Raw genomic sequence first — 26,805 nt, forward strand, 5'->3', positions numbered from 1 at the left:
AACCACATTTTGCCAACAATGTTAAATTACGGCTTCGCCACAAAACCAATCGCTTCGTAAACCGCTTTCAGCGTGCGGGAAGCGTGTGCGCTGGCTTTTTCCGCGCCGTCTTTCATTACCTGTTGCAGGAAAGCTTCGTCATTGCGGAAACGGTGATAACGCTCCTGCAATTCAGTCAGCATACCGGAAACCGCTTCTGCCACTTCGCCTTTCAGGTGACCATACATCTTGCCTTCGAACCGTTTTTCCAGTTCCGGGATGCTCTGGCCCGTGACCGCAGAAAGGATATCCAGCAGGTTGGAAACGCCCGCTTTGTTCTGCACATCGTAGCGAACCACCGGTGGCTCGTCGGAGTCGGTGACCGCTCGTTTGATTTTCTTCACTACCGATTTCGGATCTTCCAACAGGCCGATAACGTTATTGCGGTTATCGTCAGACTTGGACATCTTCTTGGTCGGCTCCAGCAACGACATTACGCGTGCGCCAGATTTCGGAATAAACGGCTCCGGCACTTTAAAGATATCGCCGTATAGCGCGTTAAAACGCTGGGCGATGTCACGGCTCAGTTCCAGATGCTGTTTCTGATCTTCACCGACCGGCACCAGGTTGGTTTGATACAGCAAAATATCTGCCGCCATCAGCACCGGATAATCAAACAGCCCGGCGTTGATGTTTTCGGCATAACGCGCAGATTTATCTTTGAACTGTGTCATGCGGCTCAATTCGCCGAAGTAGGTATAGCAGTTCAGCGCCCAGCCTAACTGCGCATGTTCCGGTACATGAGACTGAACAAAGATGGTGCTTTTCTCAGGATCGATACCACAAGCCAGGTACAGCGCCAGCGTATCCAGCGTCGCTTTACGCAGTTTCTGAGCATCCTGACGCACAGTGATAGCATGCTGGTCAACGATACAGTAAATGCAATGGTAGTCATCCTGCATGTTTACCCACTGACGCAGCGCACCCATGTAGTTACCAATGGTCAATTCACCTGAGGGCTGTGCGCCACTAAAAACGATGGGCTTAGTCATTTTTCGATTCCTGATTTTCGCTATGCGGAAGCCCTAATGCGGGCAGAAGGTCATTTATAGAGTGATAAATTACATCAGGCTGGCTGAGATCGATAGCCTCGCCGTAGTTATATCCGTAGGTTAAGCCAACTGATGGGCAACCGGCTGCTTTTGCTGCCTGAATATCATTGCGGGAATCACCGACAAACAGCATCTGTTGTGGGGCAATGCCCATCCGTTCAGCCACCAGTAACAGCGGGTCCGGGTGCGGCTTTTTATTTTTCACATCATCGCCGCCGATAACCACACTAAAGTATTTTGCAATATCTAAGGATTCCAACAGCGGCGCAACAAACGGCGTCGGTTTATTGGTGACTACACCTAACGGCAGCCCTTTAGCCTGCAACGCGCCAAGCGTATCGGCAACGTGCGGGAACAAAAACGTCCCTTCCCCGGCAACCTCGCCATAATAGCGATCGAACAACTTACGCAAAATACGAACTTGTTCCGGTAGCGGAACGTCATCATCAACGGGCGGTTTACCCATTGTTTTACGCAGAGTCGCACGTTCCTGGCGAGCCCAGATCAGCGCTCGCTCCATCAGGACATCTGCGCCATTACCAATCCAGGTAATAACGCGTTCTTCACCTGCGACAGGCAACTCCAGCGCGTACAACGCCATATCTACCGCGGCAGCCAGACCGGGAGCACTATCAACAAGCGTACCATCGAGATCAAAAGCGACGCCGCGAATATCTTCAAACTTATCCATGACTTACCTTTGCCAGTTCACTGCGCATTTCATCAATGACTTTTTTATAGTCTGGCTGGTCGAAAATAGCCGAACCTGCAACGAACATATCCGCCCCCGCTGCAGCGATTTCACCAATGTTATTCACCTTCACGCCACCATCCACTTCCAGACGGATGTCAAAGCCAGAGTCGTCAATGCGACGACGCGCTTCGCGCAGTTTATCGAGTGTTTGTGGAATGAAAGATTGACCACCAAAGCCTGGGTTAACAGACATCAGCAGGATCACATCCAGCTTGTCCATTACGTAATCCAGATAGCTCAGCGGTGTCGCCGGGTTAAATACCAGACCCGCTTTACAGCCATTTTCTTTAATCAGTTGCAGCGTGCGGTCAACGTGCTCAGAGGCTTCAGGATGAAAAGTAATGATGCTGGCGCCAGCGGCGGCGAAATCCGGCACAATGCGATCAACCGGTTTCACCATCAAATGCACATCGATAGGGGCGGTAATGCCGTAGTTACGCAAGGATTTCAGCACCATTGGCCCAATTGTCAGGTTGGGAACATAGTGGTTATCCATGACGTCAAAATGCACGACATCAGCGCCAGCTGCCAGAGCCTTTGCGGTATCTTCACCCAGACGGGCAAAATCAGCCGACAGAATTGAGGGGGCAATCAAATACTGTTTCATCCGCTTCTCCTTGAGAATCATTTTTTCGCGGGTGAAACGACTCCTGGTTTGTACAAAGCCAGCAGTTCGTCCACCTTTTTACGTGTGCCGCCGTTGCTGCTTATACTGCGTCGAACTTTGACGACATGCAATTTTGCGCGCTGATACCACTCGCGCGTTAACATCGTATCGTGATTGGAGATCAGTACCGGAATCTGGCGATCAACCAGTCCCTCGGCGATCTCCGCCAGATGCGCTTGTTGTTCAAGCGTAAAACTGTTTGTGTGGTACGCCGTAAAATTAGCGGTCGCGGAAAGCGGCGCATAAGGCGGATCACAATAGACGACAGAGCTATCATCCGCACGCGCCATGCTATCGGCGTAAGACTCACAATAGAAAAAAGCATTCTGCGCTTTTTCGGCGAAGTGATACAACTCGGCTTCCGGGAAATAGGGCTTTTTATAGCGGCCAAACGGCACGTTAAATTCACCGCGCAGGTTGTAACGGCACAAACCGTTGTAGCCGTAGCGATTCAGATATAAAAACAACACCGCCCGGCGGAAGGGATCCTGGCTTTTGTTGAACTCTTCACGGAACTGATAGTAGACCTCGGCACAATTCGTCTCCGGGACAAACAGCTCGCGAACAGCCTGCACGTACTCTTCCGTACGCGTCTTCACTATGTTGTAAAGACTAATCAGATCATTGTTGATATCAGCAAGGATATAACGAGAAAAGTCGGTGTTGAGAAACACCGACCCGGCACCGACGAAAGGCTCAACCAGACACTCGCCCTTGGGCAAATGCCGTTTAATATCATCAAGCAGAGGATATTTACCCCCTGCCCACTTCAAAAAAGCGCGATTTTTCTTCATGCTGACTAACTAATTACACCTTCTCCGGCTGTGGAGAAAGCTCCGACAGCATCCAGCGCTTCAGGCAGTTCCCGCAACGGTAATCCATTGCGGGAAATCGCCTTGATTACTTCAGATCGGCCTGTACCTGGCGCAATGGTTTCGCCCACGGATTCTTGGCCTGGACATCGGCTGGCAATGTAGACACTGCCTTTTTCGCCTCTTCTTTCGAAGCGTACACACCAGAAACCAGGACATACCATGGCTGACCATTACGCGTCGTTTCATAGACAACGTAGTTTTTCAGGTTCTCTTTCTTCGCCCAACCGTTCAGGTTGTCGTAGTTAGAGGAACTACTCAGCTGCAGAGTGTAATGGCTGGACGGTGCCGATTTCAACGAACCAACATTACCTGTAGTCTTCGCCCCTGCGGCAGGTGTTGTCGTAGCTTGTGCCGGAGATGCCGTTTGTACTGGCGCAGTAGTCGCCGTCTCTTTCGGCGCTGGCGTTGCGGCTGGCGTAGAAGTCGCAGCCGGTACCTTCGTGCTCGCGGCAGGCGTGGTCGGCTCAGTGCGTTTCGGCTGCTGTGCTACCGGCTTCGGTTCCGTTTTCACGGTTGCTTGCGGTTTTTTCGGTTCAATCACCGCCTGCTGACGAGCCGGACGCGTAGTGGTCGGGCGTTCGACAACCTGCGTTTTCGCCGTATCACGCGACGCGTTGCCGTTACGGACAGGCGCCACCGTTGCGGGTTCAGTCGGCAGCGTGGAGTTGACCGCCACATTATTTAACTGCTGCTGATTTTGCGGCTGAGTCAGTGCGTTATTCAGATCGCCCTGCACTTCAACACGTTGCTGCCCATCCGCTGCCGTCGGGGTTTGCCCCTGAGTCGGCGTGGAAGAGATCGGCGGCAGAGAAACATCCTGCTGAGTATTGCCCGCAGACGAGATTCCCGGCGCTGGCTGCACGCCATTCGTCTGATCGGCAGTATTACCAGCAAGATCAATACTTTTCTCACCAGACGCAGTTTGTTCGCTGGAAGAGGTCGAAGGGGCTTTAAGCGCAGAGCCGATGCCAATGATCAACAGCAGCAGCACCAGAATACCGACGCCCATCATCATATACTGACGAGAAGCGGGCTTGCTGGCTGCTTTTTTGCGCTTACGCGGACGGCGTTCTACACGCTCTTCATCCACGGTTTCATCTTCGTATTCGTCATCTTCTTGTTCGACTTCCGGTTCCTCATCGCGCCCTTTTTGTGCGCGAGTTGGGCGGCGATCGTCAGCATCATCAAGTTCAATATCATCAAAATTGATCTGCGGTTCACCACGTTCAGTACGTTCAGAACGCTCAGAAGATTGACGAGAACGACCAGTACGACGATCGCTGGGATCGGGTTTCAGCTCGTCTTCTGGTTTGAATTCATCCATTTAACACCCCACTAAAAGGTTAATGCTTACCACACTGCGATTAACCTGAAGCTAATAGACCGCTGGATAAGCGGTCCGACCTTTCTTGTTGTTACGCTGATTGACAATCGGCAATTGCGTTAAGAACGAGTTCGTGCGGCACACCGCCGCGAACTTCGCTCTTACCGATTGCCAGCGGAAGAATTAACCGCATCTCTCCCGCAAGGACTTTCTTATCACGCAGCATATGCGGTAAATACGCCTGCACAGCCATTTCGCGCGGCCCATTAACCGGTAACCCCGCCCGCGTGAGCAGGGTTATAATACGCTGCGTTTCGGCAGAACTGAACTGCCCGAGACGTTCTGACGTCCGCGCCGCCATTACCATACCTGCTGCGACCGCTTCACCGTGTAACCAATTGCCATAACCCATTTCAGTTTCAATGGCATGACCAAAGGTGTGCCCCAGATTCAGTAAAGCACGTAAGCCGGATTCGCGCTCGTCGGCAGCGACAACTTCTGCTTTCAGCTCACAACAACGGCGAATGCAGTACGCCATTGCTGGACCATCCAGACGAAGTAACGCATCCATATTCTCTTCCAGCCAGTTGAAAAACTCACCGTCAAGAATAATGCCGTATTTGATAACTTCCGCCAGCCCAGACGCTAACTCTCGCGGGGGAAGCGTTTTCAGACAGTCGAGATCCACCACCACCGAAGCTGGCTGATAGAACGCGCCAATCATGTTTTTACCGAGGGGATGGTTGACTGCGGTTTTGCCGCCAACAGAGGAGTCGACCTGCGACAGTAACGTCGTCGGGACTTGAATGAAACGAACGCCGCGCTGATAGCTCGCCGCCGCAAAGCCGGTAAGATCGCCGACTACGCCGCCGCCAAGCGCCACCAGCGTAGTATCGCGACCATGCGGCTTTTGCAACAACGCCGTAAAGACCGTGTCGAGTACCGTCAGGCTTTTATACTGCTCGCCATCAGGGAGGATAACGCAATCAACGTTAACACCCGCCTGTTCGAGTACACCGCGAACCTTATCGAGATACAGAGGAGCCAGAGTTTCGTTGGTAACCAACATCACCTGCTCGCCCGATTTCAACGGTAAGAATGAAGCTGGTTCGTTAAACAAACCAGATGCGATGGTAATTGGGTAACTACGTTCCCCGAGAGTAACGACTATCCTCTCCATAACGCGACATCCACCTTAATTACTGTACCCGCAGACGAGTGTATATAAAACCAGAATTAGTTGCTTTCTAACATATGAATAATCTGGTTTGCGACCACTTTAGCGCTTTGATCATCAGTACGAATGGTCACGTCGGCAATCTCTTCATACAACGGATTGCGTTCATTGGCCAACGCTTCCAGAACTTCACGCGGCGGTGTTTCAACGTGCAGCAACGGACGTTTTTTATCACGCTGCGTACGTGCAAGTTGCTTTTCGATGGTCGTTTCAAGATAAACGACAACGCCACGAGCGGAAAGACGGTTACGCGTTTCACGGGATTTCACAGAGCCGCCGCCGGTAGCCAGCACAATACCCTGTTTTTCGGTCAACTCATTGATGACCTTTTCTTCACGCTCGCGGAAGCCTTCTTCGCCTTCTAAATCGAAAACCCAGCCCACATCAGCTCCGGTTCGTTTCTCAATCTCTTGATCGGAATCGTAAAATTCCATATTGAGTTGTTGAGCTAACTGGCGCCCAATAGTGCTTTTTCCGGCACCCATAGGCCCAACCAGAAAGATATTGCGTTTCTCTGCCATTTTTTCGGTACTACTAAGACTATTCGTTAATGATAAACCCGCTTCGCTCAGAGAGCGCCACAGGACATGAACTGAAACCTCATAAGATATTGCGAGAGTCAGACTGAAAATTATCTCAATACTCCAGCGGGTTTGGCAACTGAATAAATCGCCTATCCCTCTGCATATCTGGTCGCTGCAGGCGCACTGCCTTGCTATCACCACTCTGGCGATAAATCACCGGGTAAGATTAGCGTAAAAAAGACAGCAAAATGCCGTGTGAAAGATAAATCACCATCATGGAACATGGCAACGAAGAGCACCGACTCTCAAATCGGTACTCCTTGTATGCTAAATACCTGCGCGCGTCAAATAGATGAAACGTGTTCAGCATAAAAAACTCGCTGTTTTTGCGGCAAGTTTACTCACTGGAAACAAGCCGTGGCGTGATAAATACCACTAACTCACGTCGTTCATCTTCTTTTCCATCATGACGAAATAATTGCCCAAACCAGGGGATGTCTCCCAGTAGCGGTACGCTATCCTGACCCGATTTATTTTTACGGGTAAAGATGCCGCCCAACGCCAGCGTTTCTCCGCTTTTAACTTCGACCTGCGTTTCTATCTCCTGCTTATCTATCGCCAGTACTTCGCCATCGGCCTGCTGTAGCACCTGCCCAGGCACGTTCTGGCTGATGTGTAATTTCAGTCGGATTCGGCCTTTTTGTAGCACGGTGGGCGTCACTTCCATCCCCAGCACTGCTTCTTTGAACTCCACCGACGTTGCACCGCTTTCGCCACTGGAGACCTGATACGGAATTTCACTCCCTTGTTTGATACTGGCTGGCTGAAGATGCGAGGCCAACAGCCGCGGGCTAGCGATAATATCCAGTTGCTGTTTTTGTTCGAGTGCAGACAGTTCCAGATCCAGCAAACGTCCGTTAATCCGCCCAATATTAAACCCGATATGCGTTGTCGCCGTTGCCACGGAGAGATCGCTGCCAAGCGTGGTCACTTGCCCAACGCTGCCAACGTGTTGCGCATCGGCCAGCGTCCATTTCACCCCCAGTTCCCGCAGGCTTTTTTCATTAATAGTGACAATGTGTGCCGACAGTTCAACCTGCCCGACAGGCAAATCCATTTGTGCAGCCCACTGTTCCAGCGCCGTTAACGCCGCTTTGTTATCGCGTAATAAAAGGCGATTGGTGCGCTTATCAACAGTCATACTGCCTTTGGCGCTAAGCAGCTTCTCTCCTGCTTTTGCCAGTTCTCCGGCATCTGCGTACTGCAAGGTAATATTGCGATTTTCCAGCGGTAGATTAGCCTGCGCCCGTGCCCACTCAGCTTCCTGACGAGCGATATTGTCATTCTGCCAGGCAATAGAATGTACCGAGAGAATGTTGCCCTCCTGACGCGTTATCAACCCGGCGCTTTTCACTACGGTTTGTAGCGCCTGTCGCCAGGGGACATCGGTTAAATGCAATGACACCGTGCCGCTGACGTCGGGTGAAACCACCAGGTTTAACTTCTCCTGTTCAGCCAGCGCCTGTAAAACCTGAGCAACCGGAACGTCATCCACCATTAGCGTGACTTTTTGCGGCTTTGCCGCCTGCACGATGGGAATCATCATCAACAGTAGTGCGGCTATCCATTGCTTCATTTTTTTCTCCTTGCCGTTGCCACAACCATTGTGGCGGTTCGCAGTCTTTCCCGGTTCCCAGCGTTAATGCGTCAGGCGTCAACTGTAAGATCGTCCAGCCGTTTTCCAGCACATCGTTTTGCAGTACCCGTCGCCATTTATTCTGATTATCTTTTATTACGCCAATAACACGATCGCCTCGTCCCACCATTCCTTGATATCGCCACTGAGTAAGTTCGCTAATCCGGCACAGATCTTCCGGCGGTTTGAAAGGGTCGCGCATACCGGTTAAAAAGCATAATGCGGCAACGACCAGCAACCCGCGTTTAGCCCTCATGTGGCATCTCCAGTTGCAGCGTGAATAGCAGTTCATTGCCTTCAACGCCAAGCGAAAAACGGCTCACGTTAACGTTGCGCTCTGCCAGTCGGGTAAATATCGACGGCACCGCTTCCCAGAGTGTTTTCAACGCCAGTTCGCCTCCCTGAGCGGATGGATGCCAATGCACCAGTTGCGTACCGGACAACTGAAAATCGAGTGGGGAAAAAGGCAGCGTTTTTTCGTCGTCGACAGGAGTGATGTCCACCAGTCGATGTAAATTAGCCCATTGCTGGTGATTACTTACCCGCAATCGAGATATCGCGACGTTCTCTTCCTGACGTGTCGCTGAGAAAAAGAGAAGGACCAGCAACATCAGCAACCAACCGGCCCAACAAAGCAGCCTTACGTGAGGCAAAGCCGTGTACCACCTGTCAAAAAGCATGTTCATTGCCGACTTTCCTTGTTAACTGATACTCAAATTGCCAGCGTCCCTGCGCATCCTGCTGTGTGGTCCCTCGCTGGTTGAGCTGAAAAGAAGTATCCTGGCGAAGTGCCGTTTCCAGAGCATTTAACGCGCTGATGCTTGTCGTCAGTCCCTTTACCTGCAACATTTCCTGTTGCCAGTTCATTGTCGTCAGCCACGCCTGTTCTGGCAGGAACGTCGCCAGTGCTTCCAGAGCCGGCTGCCAGTCGCGCGTCAATTGTCGCTGGCGCTGACGTTGCAAATGCTGCTCGCGCAACTGTTGACGTTCCAGCAAACGCGGCTTACTGGCCTTTAAGAGGCTGGCGCGCTGTTGTTCTGCCTGGAGTAAAACAGCTTCAATCTGTGCTTCAGTATCAGTTGCCAAACGCAACATCAGCATCATTCCTGCTGCCAGCAGTAGAGGAGAAACAAACGCCAACAACCAGAAGCGAAGAAAGGCCGCCCGACGTTGTTGCCGCCAGGGCAAAAAATTGATTGGCGGGTTCATCAGAAAATCTCCCCGAGCGCCAGCCCCAGTGCGACAGCGAAGCCCCCGCCCGGTGGCGGTAGCGGGGATTGCCGGACAGAAACCGCATCCCAAGGATCAAATCCGCCTTCACCACATATCGCGATACTTTCGGGGTCAATAGCTAACGCCTCTGCAAGGTCATTTACGCTCGTCATCCCTACCGCCCGTTTTCTCCCCCAGCTATACCGCGTCGCCCATAGCCATTGCTCATTATCATACCAGGCCAGACATTGTTGGTGAGGGGGTAAAAAAGGCAGAAGCCGTTGCAGAGCGCAGGCATCCGGGGTGATTGCGCTAACGTGAACACGCAACCGTTCTGCCAGGGTAAGCAGCACTGCCAGTTCTTTGCTTTGCGCAGCGGTCACGTTATAAGCGGGACTGAGAGAGTCTTCGCTGTAATCGAAGCGTAAAGAGTCTGGATCCATATCCAGTTCGCGGGCCATCGAACCTGCCAGCCAGGCCGTTTGTTCCCGCTCGCCGAGGGCCATTGCCGGGCGCGCAAACGCTCTTTGCAACGTCCGGCTGGCGGGAAATGACAGCATAATATGGTGACGATGCGGTAGTTCGCGGCTCCACGGTAACAACGCTTTTACCAATTGTTCTGTGTCAAGAATACGTCCGTCTTTAATAGCGTCTGTCGCCAGCGGCAAACGCCACCAACGTTGCAAAAAGCACGTTTTAGCGCCACGCACGATAGCAACCGCCACTGCGTCTTGTTGTTGTAAATGCAAACCAATTTGCCAGCTCTTAAATGCCATTGTGATGATCTCCTTATCACCCGCCACTCTGACGGGTATATCAATGCGTCTGGCTTGCCTTTATACTACCGCGCGTTTGTTTATAAACTGCCCAAGTGAAACTAAATGGGAAATTTCCAGTGAAGTTCGTAAAGTATTTTTTGATCCTTGCAGTCTGTTGCATTCTGCTGGGAGCAGGCTCGATTTATGGCCTCTACCGCTACATCGAGCCACAACTGCCGGATGTGGCGACATTAAAAGATGTTCGCCTGCAAATTCCGATGCAGATATACAGCGCCGATGGCGAGCTCATTGCTCAATACGGTGAAAAGCGTCGTATTCCGGTTACGCTGGATCAAATCCCGCCGGAAATGGTGAAAGCCTTTATCGCGACAGAAGACAGTCGCTTCTACGAGCATCACGGCATTGACCCGGTGGGGATCTTCCGTGCGGCAAGCGTGGCGCTGTTCTCCGGTCATGCATCACAAGGGGCGAGCACCATTACCCAGCAACTGGCGAGAAACTTCTTCCTGAGTCCAGAACGCACGCTGATGCGTAAAATTAAGGAAGTCTTCCTCGCGATTCGTATTGAGCAGTTGCTGACTAAAGATGAGATCCTTGAGCTTTATCTGAACAAGATTTATCTCGGTTACCGCGCCTATGGCGTCGGCGCCGCTGCACAAGTCTATTTCGGTAAAACCGTCGACCAACTGACGCTAAACGAGATGGCGGTAATTGCCGGGCTGCCGAAAGCCCCTTCCACCTTCAACCCGCTCTACTCAATGGATCGCGCCGTTGCACGGCGTAACGTCGTGCTATCGCGCATGCTGAACGAAGGGTACATCACTCAACAACAGTACGATCAAACGCGTACAGAGGCGATTAACGCTAACTATCACGCGCCAGAGATTGCGTTCTCTGCGCCGTATCTCACCGAAATGGTGCGCCAGGAGATGTATAACCGTTACGGCGAAAGCGCCTATGAAGATGGTTATCGCATTTACACTACCATTACTCGCAAAGTACAGCAGGCCGCGCAGCAGGCAGTGCGTAATAACGTGCTGGACTATGACATGCGCCACGGCTACCGCGGCCCGGCCAATGTGTTGTGGAAAGTGGGCGAGTCAGCATGGGATAGCACCAAAATTACCGATACGCTGAAAGCGCTACCGACCTATGGACCTCTGCTACCTGCCGCAGTCACCAGCGCTAACCCGCAAGAAGCAACGGCAATGCTGGCGGACGGAACGTCAGTCACGCTAAGTATGGAGGGAGTTCGCTGGGCGCGCCCTTACCGTTCCGATACTCAACAGGGGCCGACGCCGCGTAAAGTGACCGATGTTCTACAAACGGGGCAGCAAATCTGGGTTCGTCAGGTAGGCGAGGTCTGGTGGCTGGCGCAAGTACCGGAAGTGAACTCAGCGTTGGTGTCTATCAATCCACAAAACGGCGCGGTTATGGCGCTGGTCGGTGGCTTTGATTTCAACCAGAGCAAGTTTAACCGAGCGACCCAGGCACTGCGTCAGGTTGGTTCAAATATCAAACCGTTCCTCTACACCGCAGCAATGGATAAAGGTCTGACGCTGGCAAGTATGTTGAACGATGTGCCGATTTCCCGCTGGGATGCAGGTGCAGGTTCTGACTGGCAACCCAAAAACTCTCCGCCGCAGTACGCCGGCCCTATTCGCTTACGTCAGGGACTGGGGCAGTCGAAAAACGTCGTAATGGTACGTGCCATGCGGGCAATGGGTGTCGACTACGCCGCTGAATATCTGCAACGCTTCGGCTTCCCGGCGCAAAACATTGTTCACACGGAATCACTGGCGCTGGGGTCTGCCTCATTCACACCAATGCAGGTGGCGCGCGGCTATGCGGTAATGGCAAACGGCGGCTTCCTGGTCGATCCGTGGTTTATCAGTAAAATTGAAAACGATCAGGGCGGCGTGATTTTCGAAGCGAAACCGAAAGTAGCCTGCCCGGAGTGCGATATTCCAGTGATTTACGGTGATACGCAAAAATCAACTGTGCTGGAAAACAACGACGTTGAAGATGTGGCTATCTCCCGCGAACAACAAAATGTTTCCGTTCCGATGCCGCAACTGGAACAGGCAAACCAGGCACTGGTAGCGAAGACCGGCGGACAGGAATACGCACCGCACGTTATCAATACTCCGCTGGCGTTCCTGATTAAGAGCGCGTTGAACAGCAATATCTTTGGCGAACCGGGTTGGCAGGGAACTGGCTGGCGTGCTGGTCGAGATTTACAACGCCATGATATCGGTGGAAAAACCGGGACAACCAACAGTTCAAAAGATGCGTGGTTCTCAGGTTACGGTCCAGGTGTTGTGACCTCAGTATGGATTGGCTTTGACGATCACCGTCGCAATCTTGGCTACACCACGGCTTCCGGGGCGATTAAAGATCAGATCTCTGGCTACGAAGGCGGGGCGAAGAGTGCCCAGCCAGCATGGGATGCTTATATGAAATCCGTGCTGGAAGGTGTCCCCGAGCAGCCGCTGACACCGCCGCCAGGTATTGTGACGGTGAATATCGATCGCAGCACCGGTCAACTGGCTAATGGCGGCAACAGCCGCGAGGAGTATTTCATTGAGGGTACGCAGCCAACACAACAGGCGGTACACGAGGTAGGAACGACCATTATCGATAATGGCGAGGCGCAGGAATTGTTCTAAAAACGACGCCCGGCAGCGTTAATGTTGTCGGGCTTTTACTATGGAAGATGTCGATGAAAATGGACAGTCACTCTCCTTCTCCTTCGGAGAATTGCAACGAAAGTAATCATCAGTTCACCCGGCAATATGCCCCATTCAGCCTTAACCAGACTGATTTTCTAACCATCACCGGCCTTGTTTTACGAAGGTATCATCCCGATAAAGTGCCACGCCTACACAAAGCGGCTCTCTATGACATCATTGCTGTCACGTTTTTCTTGCTATTCCCTGCATCTCTCGTGATTTTAGGGATATTTAATATAGAAATTGAATTATCAGTCTGGAATAACATCACCGATGACCTTCTGTTTATCCTCAACAAAAACAAAGTATTAATTATCGTATTTTGGCTACATGGTATGTTTTTTTCAGTAAAGACCTACTGGACAAGGTATAAGCAGAAAAAAGCACAGTCTGATATCTACAATCAAAACGCAATAACGGAAGGATTGAACTTTCAAATCGATGGGACCGGTGTTAAATGCTGGAAAAAATCTGGCACCCACAGCTTTTGTGTCTGGTCAGAGATAAATGACCTTATCCCCTATAAAGATATATTTGTATTAGTTATAAACAAATCAAGTTTTATATGGCTAAGTGATAAAGAAGAGGAAGCACTGGCGTTTATTCACGAAAAAATCGCCCAGTCACGCCAGCCTGCATAACCCAGGGATTTACAACCGCCCCTGCCCCTTCAACCACTCGCGTACGAGGAACAGCGCGCTAACATTGCGCGCTTCATTAAAGTCAGGCTCTTCAAGTAAATCCATTATCTTCGCCAGCGGCCAGCGAACCTGAGGCAACGGCTCTGGCTCATCGCCTTCCAGCGATTCCGGGTAGAGGTCCTGCGCCACCACAATATTCATTTTGCTGGAAAAGTAAGACGGCGCCATGCTGAGCTTTTTCAAAAAAGTCAGATCCCTCGCGCCAAATCCCACCTCTTCTTTTAGTTCGCGGTTTGCAGCTTCATAGACGCTTTCACCAGGATCAATTAATCCTTTCGAAAATCCCAGTTCGTAGGATTCAGTTCCTACCGCGTACTCACGAATAAGGATCAGGTGATCGTCGACAATAGGCACAATCATCACCGCTTCCCGGTTGGTTGGACGCATTCTTTCATAAACACGCCGCACGCCATTGCTGAACTCCAGATCCACGCTTTCGACAGTAAACAATCGGGAACGGGCTACAGTTTCAACATTCAGAATGGAGGGTTTTTGTAATGATTTGCTCATTGTGGAATCTTTGCAGTGAAATCAGCCGTTATTGTGCGATACGCAACACACTTTCGGCAATGTGAATTGCATATTATTTACATTTACGTAACTCAATAAATAATAGTTCTTAAATCAAATTAAAAGTCAATAGGTTGAAATAACTCCAGGAATTTGCTGATATTCCGCCTTCAAAGGGTTTGCTATGATCAGCGGTCACTGGGATGCGCTTAATGATGCTCAAGTTCAACTCCACGCTTGCCGATAGCCAACCGCAGAATTATGTTTTGTGTCCAGGGTGCAACTTACCACGCCTGACAGATTAAGTAAGATGGGGAAAGCATGAGCACCATTGTCATTTTTTTAGCTGCTTTGCTGGCCTGCTCACTACTTGCGGGGTGGCTGTTCAAAATACGCGCCCGGCGGCGACAATTGCCCTGGACTAGCGCCTTCGCTGACGCACAAACGCGCAAACTCACTCCTGAAGAACGTAGCGCCGTTGAAAACTATCTTGAAAGCCTGACGCAAATTTTGCAGGCTCCCGGACCGACGGGCGCCTGCACTGCGCCGGTCTCTCTGACGTTGAACACCAAAAGCAATAACGTGATGATGCTGACACACGCCATCACGCGATACGGTATTTCGACTGACGATCCCAACAAATGGCGTTATTACCTCGATTCGGTGGAAGTGCATCTGCCTCCCTTCTGGGAGCAGTACATCAACGATGAAAACACCGTCGAACTCATTCATACCAACTCGCTCCCGCTGGTTATTTCACTCAATGGTCATACGCTGCAAGAGTATATGCAGGAGACCCGCGGCTACGCCTTACAACCTGTCTCATCAACGCAGGCATCGATTCGCGGCGAAGAAAGCGAGCAAATTGAGTTGCTCAACATTCGTCAGGAAACGCACGAAGAGCACGAGCTTAGCCGCCCGCATGGGCTGCGTGAAGCATTGCTGATTGTCGCCTCTTTCCTGATGTTTTTTTTCTGTCTGGTTACTCCCGATGTATTTGTTCCGTGGCTGGCTGGCGGTGCCTTACTGCTGCTGGCGGCGGGTCTGTGGGGGATATTCGCGCCGCCGGCAAAATCCTCTCTACGAGAGATTCACTGCCTGCGTGGTACGCCGCGTCGTTGGGGCTTATTTGGCGAGAACGATCAAGAGCAGATAAACAACATTTCGCTCGGCATCATCGATCTGGTTTATCCTGCCCACTGGCTACCTTATATTGCCCAGGATCTCGGCCAACAAACCGATATCGATATCTACCTCGATCGCCACGTGGCCCGTCAGGGACGTTATCTTTCACTGCACGATGAAGTGAAAAATTTCCCGTTGCAGCACTGGCTACGCAGTACGATTATCGCCGTCGGTTCGCTGCTGGTGTTGTTTATGCTGCTGTTCTGGATCCCATTAGATATGCCGCTGAAATTCACACTCTCGTGGATGAAGGGCGCGCAGACTATTGAAGCCACCAGCGTTAAACAACTTGCTGACGCTGGCGTACGGGTGGGAGATACCTTACGCCTTAGCGGTACAGGTATGTGTAATATCCCGGCGTCCGGGAGCTGGAGCGCGAAAACCAATTCACCTTTCTTACCATTTGACTGCTCACAGATCATCTGGAATGACGCCCGTTCATTGCCGCTACCAGAGTCTGAGCTGGTCAACAAGGCCATGGCGTTGACAGAGTCAGTAAACCGACAGTTGCATCCTAAACCGGAGGATGAATCTCGCGTCAGCGCCTCATTACGTTCCGCAATTCAGAAATCCGGTATGGTGCTGCTCGATGACTTTGGCGACATCGTGCTGAAGACCGCAGATCTTTGTGCAGCCAAAGATGATTGCGTACGACTGAAAAATGCCCTGGTGAATCTCAGCAATAGTAAAGACTGGTACACGCTGGTGAAACGCGCTAATGCAGGGAAACTCGATGGTGTGAATGTGTTGCTCCGTCCAGTGAGCGCGGATTCACTCGATAATCTGGTGGCAACCTCCACGGCCCCATTTATCACGCATGAAACGGCACGAGCGGCACAATCACTGAATAGCCCTGCTCCGGGAGGATTCCTGATTGTCAGTGACGAAGGCAGCGATTTAGTCGATCAGCCGTGGCCCACGGTTTCGCTTTATGACTATCCGCCGCAAGAGCAGTGGAGCGCCTTCCAGAAGCTGGCGCAAATGTTGATGCATACGCCGTTTAACGCCGAGGGTATCGTCACCAACATTTTCACCGATGCCAATGGCACACAGCATATCGGCTTGCACCCTATCCCGGATCGTTCCGGCCTGTGGCGCTATCTCGGTACCACATTGCTACTACTGACGATGCTGGGCAGCGCTATCTATAATGGCGTACAGGCCTGGCGACGTTACCAGCGTCATCGTATTCGTATGCTGAAAATTCAGGAATATTACGAAAGCTGCCTGAATCCTAAGCTACTCACATCTTCAGAAAGCCTCATCGAATAACACGTTTGCGCGGCAGGTTATGCTACTCTGTCGCGCAAATTGCTTCACTCTGGAGATTTCCCCCATGCATATCAACATTGCCTGGCAGGACGTAGACACCGTTCTGCTGGATATGGACGGCACACTACTCGACCTCGCCTTCGATAATTATTTCTGGCAAAAACTGGTGCCCGAAACATGGGGGGCGCAGAACGGCGTCACACCACAGGAAGCGATGGAATATATGCGTCAGCAATATCACGACGTGCAGCATACGCTAAACTGGTACTGTCTTGATTACTGGAGTGAGCAACTGGGTCTGGATATTTGTGCGATGACCACCGAGATGGGGCCGCGCGCCGTATTGCGTGAAGATACCATTCCGTTTCTGGAGGCTCTGAAAGCCAGCGGTAAGCAGCGAATTTTGCTCACCAACGCTCACCCGCATAACCTGGCCGTAAAACTTGAGCACACCGGTCTGGACGCACACCTTGATTTATTACTTTCCACCCACACATTTGGTTATCCGAAAGAGGATCAGCGGTTATGGCATGCGGTGGCCGAAGCTACGGGTCTGAAGGCAGAAAGAACGCTGTTTATCGATGACAGTGAAGCCATTCTCGATGCTGCCGCACAATTTGGAATTCGTTACTGCCTCGGCGTCACTAACCCCGACTCCGGGATTGCCGAAAAACAGTATCTTCGCCATCCGTCACTGAATGACTACCGACGTCTGATCCCCTCGCTAATGTGAAGGAGACGCCATGAAAGAGAAACCTGCTGTTGAGGTTCGACTGGATAAATGGCTGTGGGCCGCCCGTTTTTATAAAACCCGCGCGCTGGCCCGCGAAATGATTGAAGGCGGTAAGGTGCATTACAACGGGCAACGCAGCAAGCCGAGCAAAATCGTCGAGCTGAATGCCACGCTCACTCTGCGCCAGGGAAATGACGAACGAACAGTAATCGTGAAGGCGATTACTGAGCAACGTCGCCCCGCCAGCGAGGCGGTCTTGCTGTATGAAGAGACTGCGGAAAGTGTAGAGAAACGCGAAAAAATGGCGCTGGCACGTAAACTTAATGCCTTAACCATGCCGCACCCGGACCGACGCCCGGACAAAAAAGAGCGCCGCGACCTGTTACGATTTAAACATGGCGACAGTGAATAACTGTCACCTGCAAGAGAGATGATTATGCCGCAACATGACCAATTACATCGCTATCTGTTTGAAAACTTTGCCGTACGCGGCGAACTGGTGACCGTTTCGGAAACCCTGCAACAGATCCTTGAGAATCACGATTATCCGCAACCCGTGAAAAACGTGCTGGCAGAATTGCTGGTCGCGACCAGCCTGCTGACCGCCACCCTGAAATTTGATGGTGATATCACCGTTCAGTTACAAGGCGATGGCCCGATGAATCTGGCGGTAATCAACGGTAACAACAACCAACAAATGCGCGGCGTGGCGCGTGTACAGGGTGAGATCCCTGAAGATGCCGATCTGAAAACACTGGTCGGGAATGGTTACGTCGTGATTACGATTACCCCGCGCGAAGGCGAACGCTATCAGGGCGTGGTGGGTCTGGAAGGCGATACCCTGGCGGCCTGCCTGGAAGATTACTTTATGCGCTCTGAACAGCTACCGACACGCCTTTTCATTCGCACCGGCGAAGTTGACGGCAAACCCGCTGCAGGCGGTATGTTGTTACAGGTAATGCCAGCGCAAGATGCCCAACAGGATGACTTCAATCACCTGGCAACGCTGACCGAAACCATCAAAACTGAAGAACTGCTGACTTTACCGGCAAACGAGGTTTTGTGGCGTCTGTATCACGAAGAAGAAGTAACGGTTTACGACCCGCAGGATGTCGAGTTCAAATGCACCTGTTCTCGTGAGCGCTGCGCTGACGCGCTAAAAACGCTGTCAAATGAAGAAGTGGATAGCATCCTGGCTGAAGAAGGCGAAATTGACATGCATTGTGATTACTGCGGTAACCACTATCTGTTCAACGCCATGGACATTGCAGAGCTTCGTAACAACGCGTCTCCAGCAGATCCGCAAGTTCACTAATTATCTGAAGCCTTAAGGTGGAGATTCTTTGCCGTCTCCACCTCATTCCTAAATTCCCACCAGACATTCTAAAATGTGAAACCACATTTAGTGCTTTTTTTTCTCGTGTTGAATCGATACGTTTACTGTTTGATTTGCATGATTTTCTTTAGTGAATGCGATTACAGTCACAATATCCCCGTCAAATATACCTTTTTTTAACCTTTTAAGAACATTTTCTACATCTAAAATGCCATTTCTGCGATAATATCAACCGTTTCGTGACAGGAATCACGGAGTTTTTTGTCAAATATGAATTTCTCCAGATACGTAAATCTATGAGCCTTGTCGCGGTTAACACCCCCAAAAAGACTTTACTATTCAGGCAATACATATTGGCTAAGGAGCAGTGAAATGCGCGTTAACAATGGTTTGACCCCGCAAGAACTCGAGGCTTATGGTATCAGTGACGTACATGATATCGTTTACAACCCAAGCTACGATCTACTGTATCAGGAGGAGCTGGACCCGAGCCTGACCGGTTATGAGCGCGGGGTGTTAACTAATCTGGGTGCTGTTGCTGTTGATACTGGGATCTTCACGGGTCGTTCACCAAAAGATAAATATATCGTTCGTGACGATACCACTCGTGATACTTTCTGGTGGGCCGACAAAGGCAAAGGTAAGAACGACAACAAACCTCTCTCCCCTGAAACCTGGCAGCATCTGAAAGGGCTGGTGACCAAACAGCTTTCCGGCAAACGTCTGTTCGTTGTAGATGCCTTCTGTGGCGCTAACCCGGATACTCGTCTTTCCGTTCGTTTTATTACTGAAGTGGCCTGGCAGGCGCATTTCGTCAAAAACATGTTTATTCGCCCGAGCGATGAAGAGCTGGAAGGGTTCAAACCTGACTTTATCGTCATGAACGGTGCAAAATGCACCAACCCACAGTGGAAAGAGCAGGGCCTGAACTCTGAAAACTTCGTGGCATTTAACCTGACCGAACGTATGCAATTGATTGGCGGCACCTGGTACGGCGGGGAAATGAAGAAAGGGATGTTCTCAATGATGAACTACCTGCTGCCGCTGAAAGGTATTGCCTCCATGCACTGCTCCGCCAACGTTGGCGAGAAAGGTGATGTTGCGGTATTCTTCGGTCTTTCCGGCACTGGTAAAACCACCCTTTCCACCGACCCGAAACGCCGCCTGATTGGCGATGACGAGCACGGCTGGGATGACGACGGCGTGTTTAACTTCGAAGGCGGCTGCTACGCGAAAACCATCAAACTGTCGAAAGAAGCGGAGCCTGAAATTTACAACGCTATCCGCCGCGATGCGCTGCTGGAAAACGTCACCGTGCGCGAAGATGGCACTATCGACTTTGATGATGGTTCAAAAACCGAGAACACCCGCGTTTCTTATCCGATCTACCATATCGATAACATCGTTAAGCCCGTTTCCAAAGCAGGCCACGCAACTAAAGTTATCTTCCTGACCGCAGACGCCTTTGGTGTGCTGCCGCCGGTTTCTCGTCTGACTGCCGATCAAACCCAGTACCACTTCCTCTCTGGCTTCACCGCCAAACTGGCTGGCACCGAACGCGGTATCACCGAACCAACGCCAACTTTCTCTGCCTGTTTCGGCGCGGCATTCCTGTCGCTGCACCCGACTCAGTACGCAGAAGTGCTGGTCAAACGTATGCAGGCCGCAGGCGCGCAGGCGTATCTGGTGAACACTGGCTGGAACGGCACTGGCAAACGTATTTCGATTAAAGATACCCGCGCCATTATCGACGCCATCCTCAACGGTTCGCTGGATAACGCAGAAACCTTCATTCTGCCGATGTTTAACCTGGCGATCCCAACCGAACTGCCGGGCGTAGACACCAGGATCCTCGATCCGCGTAACACCTACGCTTCCCCGGAACAGTGGCAGGAAAAAGCCGAAACGCTGGCGAAACTGTTTATCGACAACTTCGATAAATACACCGACACCCCTGCGGGTGCCGCGCTGGTAGCGGCTGGTCCTAAGCTGTAATCAGCTGATATCTCATTGACCCCTTATCCAAACGGATAAGGGGTTTTTTTATATCTAATTAGCTACCAATATGTACACGGTACACTTATAATTATCAATAGGCCGCAGGATGCATTATGTTCACCTTTATTGAACTACAAGGATTTAGCAAACGCCGCCAGTTATTGCTACCTGATGATGAGTTCCGGGCTTTTCAGGAACTACTCATTCAAGATCCCACTGCCGGTGACATTATCGCGGGCACAGGCAGTTTCAGAAAAATTCGCTGGAACCGTTCTGGAATGGGGAAACGGGGTGGTATTCGGATAATTTATTACAATGTGACACGCAATGGCCGAATTTATCTGGCGTTGATTTATCCTAAAAATGAACAGGATGATTTAACAGAAGAACAAAGAAAGGCATTGAAACTATTGTCCGAGAAGCTGCTTTAATGTTGAAGCTCAACAAATTCCATCACGGCCGCAACGCCAACGGAGGCATTGGAAACAGATGAAAGATGAATTATTTGCTGATCTTCTTGCCAGCGCAGAAGAAATGGTACGCATCGAAAAGGGTGAAGAAACGCCTGAACCAGAGCACGTCCATACTTTTAGCGAAATCGATGTAAAAGCGATCCGTGAAGCAACGGGTTTACGTCAGCAAGATTTTGCTGTCGCCGTAGGGGTAAGTTATGACCTGGTCAAAAGCTGGGAAACCAAACGCCGTCAGCCTACCGGAGCACCCCGAAAATTGCTCCTGCTTTTGCAAGCGAATCCTTTCATTATCAATCAATTGAAAACAATCTAAAAACGGGGGGCACCTGCGCCTCCCGTTTTATTTACCCTTCTTTTGTCGTGCCCTGCGCTCGCGTTACCGGCACAGGCAGCCAGGCGCGAATGGAAAGCCCCCCCCGCTCACTGGTACCAAGCTCCAGCATCCCGTTATGGTTGTCCACGATACGCTGCACAATCGCCAGCCCTAACCCCGTGCCGCTAATGGTGCGCGCACTGTCGCCACGGACAAACGGCTGGAAAAGGTGCTTACGTTGTTCTGGCGCAATACCCGGACCATCGTCTTCTACCTGGAACCAGGCGCGATTCGGCTCGGTGCCGCTGCTGACCTTGATCCAGCCATTGCCGTAACGGGCAGCATTCACCACCATATTCGCCACTGCGCGTTTAATCGACAATGGATGCATTTTCACTTCAATGCTACCGGGGTAAAGCGCAGTTTCAATTTCCCGCTCATAACCGCTTTCAGCGGCAATCACCTCACCAAGCACGGCATTAAGATCGGCCAATTCCATCGGCATCTCCTGCCCGGTACGCAGGTAGTCGATGAACTGCTCAATGATGGCGTTACACTCTTCAATATCCTTATTGATGGATTCTGCAAGATAGCCATCCTGCTCGCTCATCATTTCAGTCGCCAGGCGAATACGCGTCAGCGGCGTGCGCAGGTCATGGCTGACCCCCGCCATCAGTAACGTACGGTCATCCGCCAGTTGCTTTACCCCAGCCGCCATATGGTTAAAGGCGCGGGTAACCGAACGCACCTCCGATGCACCATATTCACGTAGCGGCGGCGGAATAATCCCTTTACCTACCTGCAAAGCGGCATGTTCGAGATCGACCAGGGGGCGGTTTTGAATACGTATAAATAACCACGCTCCGCCTATCGCCATCAACATAATCGCCAATGTATAGCGAAATAGCGGGGAGAAATCTCCCTGATGAATTTCGGTCAGCGGCACACGCACCCAGATATTGGGCGACAGCCAAGTTTTCAACCAGACGACGGGCGAGCTCTTGTTGACCTCGACACGAACTTCCGTCGGGCCTCCCAGTTGCTGCGCCATCTGATGGCTTAAGAATTCATAATGTTGCGCCCAACGCAGGCCTGCCTCTTCGGCGGCCTCGTTGGAGTAAAGAGAGATCCCCAGCTCACGGTAGATCTCCCGACGGAAAGCGGGAGGCACAACCAACTGCGTGCCGTCCTCCAGTTGCAGTTTATCGGTCATCAACATACGCACTTCGTACGCGAGGACTTTATTAAACTGCTGAAGGCTCGGCAAAATCGCGAAGTTCAGCACCACCAGATAAGTCGTCACCAGGCTGACGAACAGCAAGGTGACGATGAGCAATAACGTGCGAGCAAATGAACTTCGTGGCGAGAAGCGCAATCGCCTCATGCTTTAGAACCGTCCGGTACGAAGACGTAGCCCAGACCCCAGACGGTCTGAATGTAACGCGGATGCGCCGGATCTTCTTCTACCATACGACGCAAACGCGAGATCTGCACATCAATGGAACGTTCCATTGCAGAATATTCACGACCGCGGGCAAGGTTCATTAACTTATCGCGGGAGAGCGGCTCACGCGGATGGCTGACCAGCGCCTTCAGTACCGCAAACTCACCGCTGGTAAGCGGCATCGGCTCATCGTCGCGGAACATCTCGCGCGTACCGAGGTTAAGTTTGAACTTACCGAAGGCAATCACCGCTTCTTCCTGTGACGGCGCGCCTGGCAGCTCGTTCGCCTGACGACGCAGTACCGCACGGATACGGGCCAACAGCTCACGGGGGTTAAACGGCTTGGGAATGTAATCGTCAGCACCAATTTCCAGGCCAACAATACGGTCAACCTCTTCCCCTTTCGCCGTCACCATGATGATCGGCATCGGGTTGCTCTGGCTACGAAGACGTCGGCAAATCGACAATCCATCTTCACCAGGTAACATTAAATCCAGTACCATAAGATGGAAAGATTCACGAGTCAGCAGGCGATCCATCTGTTCTGCATTAGCGACGCTTCGAACCTGGAAGCCTTGTTCGGTGAGATAACGTTCCAGCAGCGCACGCAGGCGCATGTCGTCATCGACCACCAGAATCTTGTAGTTCTCTTGCATTGTTTGTACTCCCAAAGGTTCGCAACAATTTGTAAGCGTGTATTCTTAAAAAAGCTTACGTTCGTCACCAGCTAAATCTGGTATGAATTTCAGCCTAAATTGTTACAAAGCATATTAAACAGCAGCTTAAGTATACAATTTATTCGGCGAAACATTATTGATTCTGTTGATATGATCACGTTATACCCAATGTGCGCATTATCAAACAGACAAAGGGAATCAACGAGATGAAAACGCCCCTGGTTACCCGGGAAGGGTATGAAAAACTCAAACAAGAGCTAAATTATCTCTGGCGTGAAGAACGCCCGGAGGTCACAAAGAAGGTGACCTGGGCCGCAAGTCTGGGCGACCGAAGCGAAAATGCTGACTATCAGTATAATAAAAAGCGCCTGCGTGAAATCGACCGCCGTGTGCGCTATCTCACTAAATGCATGGAAAATCTCAAAATCGTCGATTACTCCCCACAGCAGGAAGGCAAAGTCTTTTTTGGCGCGTGGGTAGAGATTGAAAATGACGATGGCGTAACTCACCGTTTCCGTATTGTTGGCTACGATGAAATCTTTGGCCGTAAGGACTACATCTCTATTGATTCCCCGATGGCCCGCGCGTTGCTGAAAAAAGAGGTGGGCGATCTGGCAATAGTGAATACCCCAGCCGGAGAGGCGAGTTGGTACGTTAATGCCATCGAATACGTGAAACCGTAAAGAAGAATCTTAACCTCCTGCCTTTGGCTGGCATTTTTGCCAGCCAATCCGTATAACTATCCCCTGATTTTTGATCCGAATAGATGAACTCAAACCATGATGAATGATTCGTTCTGCCGCATTATTGCGGGTGAAATTCAGGCTCGCCCGGAACAAGTTGACGCTGCCGTTCGCCTGCTTGACGAAGGAAATACCGTGCCGTTTATCGCACGCTATCGTAAGGAAATCACTGGCGGTCTGGATGACACGCAATTGCGTAATCTGGAAACACGTCTGAGCTACCTGCGCGAACTGGAAGAGAGACGTCAGGCGATCCTCAAATCCATTTCCGAACAAGGTAAACTCACCAACGAACTGGCGAATGCCATCAACGCCACCTTGAGCAAAACCGAACTCGAAGACCTCTATCTGCCCTACAAACCCAAACGCCGTACCCGTGGACAAATCGCCATTGAAGCAGGCCTTGAACCACTGGCTGACCTGTTGTGGAACGATCCATCACATACGCCGGAAGTCGCCGCCGCACAATTTATTGATGCCGATAAAGGCGTGGCAGATACCAAAGCCGCGCTGGACGGCGCGCGCTATATCCTGATGGAACGCTTCGCGGAAGATGCCGCTCTGCTGGCGAAAGTGCGTGATTATCTATGGAAAAACGCGCATCTCGTCTCGACTGTAGTGAGTGGTAAAGAAGAGGAAGGCGCGAAATTCCGCGATTATTTCGATCATCACGAACCGCTGTCAACGGTGCCTTCTCACCGCGCGCTGGCGATGTTCCGTGGTCGTAACGAAGGCGTACTCCAGCTTTCGCTAAATGCCGATCCGCAGTTCGACGAGCCGCCGAAAGAGAGCTATTGCGAACAAATCATCATCGATCACCTCGGCCTGCGCCTGAACAATGCTCCGGCAGATAGCTGGCGCAAAGGCGTGGTGAGCTGGACCTGGCGCATCAAGGTGCTGATGCATCTGGAAACCGAGTTGATGGGCACCGTGCGCGAACGTGCGGAAGATGAAGCGATTAACGTTTTTGCCCGTAACCTGCACGATCTGCTGATGGCCGCTCCTGCCGGGCTGCGTGCGACAATGGGCCTCGATCCGGGTCTGCGTACCGGCGTCAAAGTGGCGGTAGTCGATGCGACCGGCAAACTGGTGGCGACCGATACCATTTATCCACACACCGGGCAGGCCGCAAAAGCGGCGATGACCGTTGCCGCACTGTGTGAAAAGCATAATGTCGAACTGGTGGCGATCGGCAACGGTACGGCTTCCCGCGAGACAGAACGTTTCTATCTCGACGTACAGAAACAGTTCCCGAAAGTCACTGCGCAGAAAGTGATCGTCAGCGAAGCAGGCGCATCAGTTTACTCCGCTTCCGAACTGGCGGCGCAGGAATTCCCGGATCTCGATGTTTCTCTGCGTGGCGCAGTATCTATCGCCCGCCGTTTGCAGGATCCACTGGCAGAGCTGGTAAAAATCGATCCGAAATCTATCGGCGTGGGTCAGTACCAGCATGACGTCAGCCAGACGCAACTGGCCCGCAAGCTGGATGCGGTAGTGGAAGATTGTGTAAACGCCGTTGGCGTCGATCTCAACACGGCATCCGTTCCGCTGTTAACTCGCGTGGCTGGCCTGACGCGTATGATGGCGCAAAACATCGTGGCCTGGCGCGATGAGAACGGGCTATTCAAAAACCGTCAACAACTGTTAAAAGTGAGCCGTCTGGGGCCAAAAGCCTTCGAACAGTGTGCGGGCTTCCTGCGTATTAACCACGGCGATAACCCACTGGACGCCTCCACCGTTCACCCGGAAGCCTATCCGGTGGTGGAACGCATTCTGGCGGCAACGCAACAGGCGCTGAAAGATCTGATGGGCAACAGCAGCGAACTGCGTAACCTGAAAGCCTCGGATTTCACCGATGAGAAGTTCGGTGTACCGACGGTGACTGACATCATCAAAGAACTGGAAAAGCCAGGTCGCGATCCGCGTCCAGAATTTAAAACAGCCCAGTTTGCTGATGGCGTCGAGACGATGAACGACTTACAACCGGGCATGATTCTGGAAGGCGCAGTCACCAACGTCACTAACTTTGGCGCATTTGTCGATATCGGCGTGCATCAGGACGGCCTGGTTCACATCTCTTCCTTGTCGAATAAGTTTGTGGAAGATCCGCACACCGTGGTGAAAGCGGGCGATATTGTGAAGGTGAAAGTACTGGAGGTAGATCTTCAGCGTAAACGTATCGCGCTGACCATGCGTCTGGACGAGCAACCAGGTGAAACCAACGTCCGTCGCGGCGGTGGTAACGATCGCCCGCAAAACAACCGCCCGGCAACCAAACCGCGCGGTCGTGATGCACAACCTGCCGGTAATAGCGCAATGATGGATGCGCTGGCAGCGGCAATGGGGAAAAAACGTTAATCGCTCTGATGGGCAAACGTAAATTTGCCCGATGCGCAAGCTTATCGGGCCTACGGTTCAATCATTGTTATTTAAATTTGTGCGAAATCGTAGGCTCGATAAGGCGTTCATGCCGCATCTGGCAGGACAAAACGCACTTTGTCAGCAATCTGATATCTCCGGCATTTTTAT

The 26,805-nt window shown here is 51.6% G+C and carries 26 protein-coding genes; 11 read left to right on the forward strand and 15 right to left on the reverse strand.

Annotated features, from left to right (window positions below; genetic code table 11):
- Positions 1-26: 26 nt before the first annotated feature.
- From trpS to PS053_RS12345, 12 genes are all read right to left on the reverse strand, one after another.
- Positions 27-1,031: a tryptophan--tRNA ligase gene (trpS, locus tag PS053_RS12290; RefSeq protein WP_000165547.1), complete on the reverse strand. Its 1,005-nt coding sequence runs from the start codon at positions 1,029-1,031 to the stop codon at positions 27-29.
- Positions 1,024-1,782 (reverse strand): phosphoglycolate phosphatase, encoded by a 759-nt coding sequence (gph, locus tag PS053_RS12295; protein ID WP_000357094.1) that lies wholly within the window; start codon positions 1,780-1,782, stop codon positions 1,024-1,026. Before gph ends, trpS begins: the two co-directional genes overlap by 8 nt.
- Positions 1,775-2,452 (reverse strand): ribulose-phosphate 3-epimerase, encoded by a 678-nt coding sequence (rpe, locus tag PS053_RS12300; protein ID WP_000816276.1) that lies wholly within the window; start codon positions 2,450-2,452, stop codon positions 1,775-1,777. Before rpe ends, gph begins: the two co-directional genes overlap by 8 nt.
- A gap of 17 nt (positions 2,453-2,469) precedes the next feature.
- Complete coding sequence (gene dam, locus PS053_RS12305; RefSeq protein ID WP_000742129.1) at positions 2,470-3,306, reverse strand: adenine-specific DNA-methyltransferase; 837 nt, start codon at positions 3,304-3,306, stop codon at positions 2,470-2,472.
- A gap of 106 nt (positions 3,307-3,412) precedes the next feature.
- Entirely contained in the window at positions 3,413-4,711 is a 1,299-nt protein-coding gene (gene damX / locus PS053_RS12310) for a cell division protein DamX (protein ID WP_059239607.1), read from the reverse strand.
- A gap of 91 nt (positions 4,712-4,802) precedes the next feature.
- Positions 4,803-5,891, reverse strand: coding sequence for a 3-dehydroquinate synthase (gene aroB, locus PS053_RS12315; RefSeq protein ID WP_204629036.1), 1,089 nt, complete (start codon positions 5,889-5,891; stop codon positions 4,803-4,805).
- Positions 5,892-5,947: 56 nt separating this feature from the next.
- A complete protein-coding gene (aroK, locus tag PS053_RS12320) occupies positions 5,948-6,469 on the reverse strand; it encodes a shikimate kinase AroK (RefSeq protein ID WP_000818619.1) in 522 nt (173 codons plus the stop codon).
- 400 nt (positions 6,470-6,869) lie between these two features.
- Entirely contained in the window at positions 6,870-8,108 is a 1,239-nt protein-coding gene (gene hofQ / locus PS053_RS12325) for a DNA uptake porin HofQ (RefSeq protein ID WP_000816022.1), read from the reverse strand.
- Complete coding sequence (locus PS053_RS12330) at positions 8,020-8,424, reverse strand: HofP DNA utilization family protein (protein ID WP_256879177.1); 405 nt, start codon at positions 8,422-8,424, stop codon at positions 8,020-8,022. Before PS053_RS12330 ends, hofQ begins: the two co-directional genes overlap by 89 nt.
- Positions 8,414-8,854 carry a HofO family protein gene (locus PS053_RS12335; RefSeq protein ID WP_256879178.1) on the reverse strand — a complete coding sequence of 147 codons (441 nt, stop codon included), beginning with the start codon at positions 8,852-8,854 and terminating at the stop codon, positions 8,414-8,416. The genes PS053_RS12330 and PS053_RS12335 overlap by 11 nt, the downstream gene beginning before the upstream one ends.
- Positions 8,838-9,377, reverse strand: a complete 540-nt coding sequence (locus PS053_RS12340; protein WP_059220866.1) for a PilN domain-containing protein — start codon at positions 9,375-9,377, stop codon at positions 8,838-8,840. Before PS053_RS12340 ends, PS053_RS12335 begins: the two co-directional genes overlap by 17 nt.
- Positions 9,377-10,156 (reverse strand): DNA utilization protein HofM, encoded by a 780-nt coding sequence (locus tag PS053_RS12345; protein WP_256879179.1) that lies wholly within the window; start codon positions 10,154-10,156, stop codon positions 9,377-9,379. The genes PS053_RS12340 and PS053_RS12345 overlap by 1 nt, the downstream gene beginning before the upstream one ends.
- Positions 10,157-10,275: 119 nt before the next feature.
- Here PS053_RS12345 and mrcA point away from each other — a divergent pair, with 119 nt between their 5' ends.
- Both mrcA and PS053_RS12355 read left to right on the forward strand, forming a co-directional pair.
- A complete protein-coding gene (mrcA, locus tag PS053_RS12350; RefSeq protein WP_059219017.1) occupies positions 10,276-12,828 on the forward strand; it encodes a peptidoglycan glycosyltransferase/peptidoglycan DD-transpeptidase MrcA in 2,553 nt (850 codons plus the stop codon).
- Positions 12,829-12,881: 53 nt separating this feature from the next.
- Complete coding sequence (locus PS053_RS12355) at positions 12,882-13,532, forward strand: hypothetical protein (protein ID WP_256879180.1); 651 nt, start codon at positions 12,882-12,884, stop codon at positions 13,530-13,532.
- 9 nt (positions 13,533-13,541) lie between these two features.
- On the opposite strand, the gene nudE is transcribed toward PS053_RS12355, so the two are convergent.
- The gene (gene nudE, locus PS053_RS12360) at positions 13,542-14,102 is read right to left on the reverse strand and encodes an ADP compounds hydrolase NudE (RefSeq protein ID WP_000045724.1); all 561 of its coding nucleotides are present in this window, start codon (positions 14,100-14,102) and stop codon (positions 13,542-13,544) included.
- A 321-nt stretch (positions 14,103-14,423) separates the two neighbouring features.
- Here nudE and igaA point away from each other — a divergent pair, with 321 nt between their 5' ends.
- The 7 genes from igaA to nadS all read left to right on the forward strand — a co-directional run bounded on the left by igaA (position 14,424) and on the right by nadS (position 21,412).
- Positions 14,424-16,559, forward strand: a complete 2,136-nt coding sequence (gene igaA / locus PS053_RS12365; protein WP_000104498.1) for an intracellular growth attenuator protein IgaA — start codon at positions 14,424-14,426, stop codon at positions 16,557-16,559.
- 64 nt (positions 16,560-16,623) lie between these two features.
- Positions 16,624-17,292, forward strand: a complete 669-nt coding sequence (gene yrfG, locus PS053_RS12370) for a GMP/IMP nucleotidase (RefSeq protein ID WP_002460031.1) — start codon at positions 16,624-16,626, stop codon at positions 17,290-17,292.
- 10 nt (positions 17,293-17,302) lie between these two features.
- Complete coding sequence (gene hslR, locus PS053_RS12375) at positions 17,303-17,704, forward strand: ribosome-associated heat shock protein Hsp15 (RefSeq protein WP_000660487.1); 402 nt, start codon at positions 17,303-17,305, stop codon at positions 17,702-17,704.
- Between the two features lie 24 nt (positions 17,705-17,728).
- The gene (hslO, locus tag PS053_RS12380) at positions 17,729-18,607 is read left to right on the forward strand and encodes an Hsp33 family molecular chaperone HslO (protein WP_024164661.1); all 879 of its coding nucleotides are present in this window, start codon (positions 17,729-17,731) and stop codon (positions 18,605-18,607) included.
- A gap of 393 nt (positions 18,608-19,000) precedes the next feature.
- On the forward strand, positions 19,001-20,623 hold the full coding sequence (gene pckA, locus PS053_RS12385; protein ID WP_149477392.1) for a phosphoenolpyruvate carboxykinase (ATP): 1,623 nt from the start codon (positions 19,001-19,003) through the stop codon (positions 20,621-20,623).
- 116 nt (positions 20,624-20,739) lie between these two features.
- The gene (locus PS053_RS12390; RefSeq protein ID WP_000493756.1) at positions 20,740-21,057 is read left to right on the forward strand and encodes a type II toxin-antitoxin system RelE/ParE family toxin; all 318 of its coding nucleotides are present in this window, start codon (positions 20,740-20,742) and stop codon (positions 21,055-21,057) included.
- Between the two features lie 58 nt (positions 21,058-21,115).
- Positions 21,116-21,412: a NadS family protein gene (nadS, locus tag PS053_RS12395; RefSeq protein ID WP_000650976.1), complete on the forward strand. Its 297-nt coding sequence runs from the start codon at positions 21,116-21,118 to the stop codon at positions 21,410-21,412.
- Between the two features lie 31 nt (positions 21,413-21,443).
- Here nadS and envZ read toward each other — a convergent pair whose 3' ends face one another.
- On the reverse strand, positions 21,444-22,796 hold the full coding sequence (gene envZ, locus PS053_RS12400; RefSeq protein ID WP_001253712.1) for a two-component system sensor histidine kinase EnvZ: 1,353 nt from the start codon (positions 22,794-22,796) through the stop codon (positions 21,444-21,446).
- Entirely contained in the window at positions 22,793-23,512 is a 720-nt protein-coding gene (gene ompR / locus PS053_RS12405; protein ID WP_001157747.1) for an osmolarity response regulator transcription factor OmpR, read from the reverse strand. The genes envZ and ompR overlap by 4 nt, the downstream gene beginning before the upstream one ends.
- Positions 23,513-23,739: 227 nt before the next feature.
- On the opposite strand from ompR, the gene greB reads away from it, so the two are divergent.
- Together greB and PS053_RS12415 are read left to right on the forward strand one after the other, a co-directional pair.
- Complete coding sequence (greB, locus tag PS053_RS12410) at positions 23,740-24,216, forward strand: transcription elongation factor GreB (RefSeq protein WP_000856740.1); 477 nt, start codon at positions 23,740-23,742, stop codon at positions 24,214-24,216.
- Between the two features lie 96 nt (positions 24,217-24,312).
- Positions 24,313-26,634, forward strand: a complete 2,322-nt coding sequence (locus tag PS053_RS12415; protein ID WP_273774088.1) for a Tex family protein — start codon at positions 24,313-24,315, stop codon at positions 26,632-26,634.
- Positions 26,635-26,805 lie beyond the last annotated feature (171 nt).

The sequence above is a fragment of the Escherichia albertii genome (genome assembly GCF_028622335.1).
Classification (GTDB): Bacteria; Pseudomonadota; Gammaproteobacteria; order Enterobacterales; family Enterobacteriaceae; genus Escherichia; species Escherichia albertii.

What these genes read in the sequence shown, in the direction of transcription:
- hslR (WP_000660487.1), top strand. Translation starts at nt 17,303, where the DNA reads ATGAAAGAGAAACCTGCTGTTGAGGTTCGACTGGATAAATGGCTGTGG.
- gph (WP_000357094.1), bottom strand. Translation starts at nt 1,782, where the DNA reads ATGGATAAGTTTGAAGATATTCGCGGCGTCGCTTTTGATCTCGATGGT.
- aroK (WP_000818619.1), bottom strand. Translation starts at nt 6,469, where the DNA reads ATGGCAGAGAAACGCAATATCTTTCTGGTTGGGCCTATGGGTGCCGGA.
- ompR (WP_001157747.1), bottom strand. Translation starts at nt 23,512, where the DNA reads ATGCAAGAGAACTACAAGATTCTGGTGGTCGATGACGACATGCGCCTG.
- nudE (WP_000045724.1), bottom strand. Translation starts at nt 14,102, where the DNA reads ATGAGCAAATCATTACAAAAACCCTCCATTCTGAATGTTGAAACTGTA.
- hofQ (WP_000816022.1), bottom strand. Translation starts at nt 8,108, where the DNA reads ATGAAGCAATGGATAGCCGCACTACTGTTGATGATGATTCCCATCGTG.
- nadS (WP_000650976.1), top strand. Translation starts at nt 21,116, where the DNA reads ATGAAAGATGAATTATTTGCTGATCTTCTTGCCAGCGCAGAAGAAATG.
- PS053_RS12345 (WP_256879179.1), bottom strand. Translation starts at nt 10,156, where the DNA reads ATGGCATTTAAGAGCTGGCAAATTGGTTTGCATTTACAACAACAAGAC.
- pckA (WP_149477392.1), top strand. Translation starts at nt 19,001, where the DNA reads ATGCGCGTTAACAATGGTTTGACCCCGCAAGAACTCGAGGCTTATGGT.
- yrfG (WP_002460031.1), top strand. Translation starts at nt 16,624, where the DNA reads ATGCATATCAACATTGCCTGGCAGGACGTAGACACCGTTCTGCTGGAT.
- greB (WP_000856740.1), top strand. Translation starts at nt 23,740, where the DNA reads ATGAAAACGCCCCTGGTTACCCGGGAAGGGTATGAAAAACTCAAACAA.
- PS053_RS12415 (WP_273774088.1), top strand. Translation starts at nt 24,313, where the DNA reads ATGATGAATGATTCGTTCTGCCGCATTATTGCGGGTGAAATTCAGGCT.
- damX (WP_059239607.1), bottom strand. Translation starts at nt 4,711, where the DNA reads ATGGATGAATTCAAACCAGAAGACGAGCTGAAACCCGATCCCAGCGAT.
- aroB (WP_204629036.1), bottom strand. Translation starts at nt 5,891, where the DNA reads ATGGAGAGGATAGTCGTTACTCTCGGGGAACGTAGTTACCCAATTACC.
- PS053_RS12390 (WP_000493756.1), top strand. Translation starts at nt 20,740, where the DNA reads ATGTTCACCTTTATTGAACTACAAGGATTTAGCAAACGCCGCCAGTTA.
- envZ (WP_001253712.1), bottom strand. Translation starts at nt 22,796, where the DNA reads ATGAGGCGATTGCGCTTCTCGCCACGAAGTTCATTTGCTCGCACGTTA.
- igaA (WP_000104498.1), top strand. Translation starts at nt 14,424, where the DNA reads ATGAGCACCATTGTCATTTTTTTAGCTGCTTTGCTGGCCTGCTCACTA.
- PS053_RS12330 (WP_256879177.1), bottom strand. Translation starts at nt 8,424, where the DNA reads ATGAGGGCTAAACGCGGGTTGCTGGTCGTTGCCGCATTATGCTTTTTA.
- dam (WP_000742129.1), bottom strand. Translation starts at nt 3,306, where the DNA reads ATGAAGAAAAATCGCGCTTTTTTGAAGTGGGCAGGGGGTAAATATCCT.
- rpe (WP_000816276.1), bottom strand. Translation starts at nt 2,452, where the DNA reads ATGAAACAGTATTTGATTGCCCCCTCAATTCTGTCGGCTGATTTTGCC.
- PS053_RS12355 (WP_256879180.1), top strand. Translation starts at nt 12,882, where the DNA reads ATGAAAATGGACAGTCACTCTCCTTCTCCTTCGGAGAATTGCAACGAA.
- PS053_RS12335 (WP_256879178.1), bottom strand. Translation starts at nt 8,854, where the DNA reads ATGAACATGCTTTTTGACAGGTGGTACACGGCTTTGCCTCACGTAAGG.
- PS053_RS12340 (WP_059220866.1), bottom strand. Translation starts at nt 9,377, where the DNA reads ATGAACCCGCCAATCAATTTTTTGCCCTGGCGGCAACAACGTCGGGCG.
- trpS (WP_000165547.1), bottom strand. Translation starts at nt 1,031, where the DNA reads ATGACTAAGCCCATCGTTTTTAGTGGCGCACAGCCCTCAGGTGAATTG.
- hslO (WP_024164661.1), top strand. Translation starts at nt 17,729, where the DNA reads ATGCCGCAACATGACCAATTACATCGCTATCTGTTTGAAAACTTTGCC.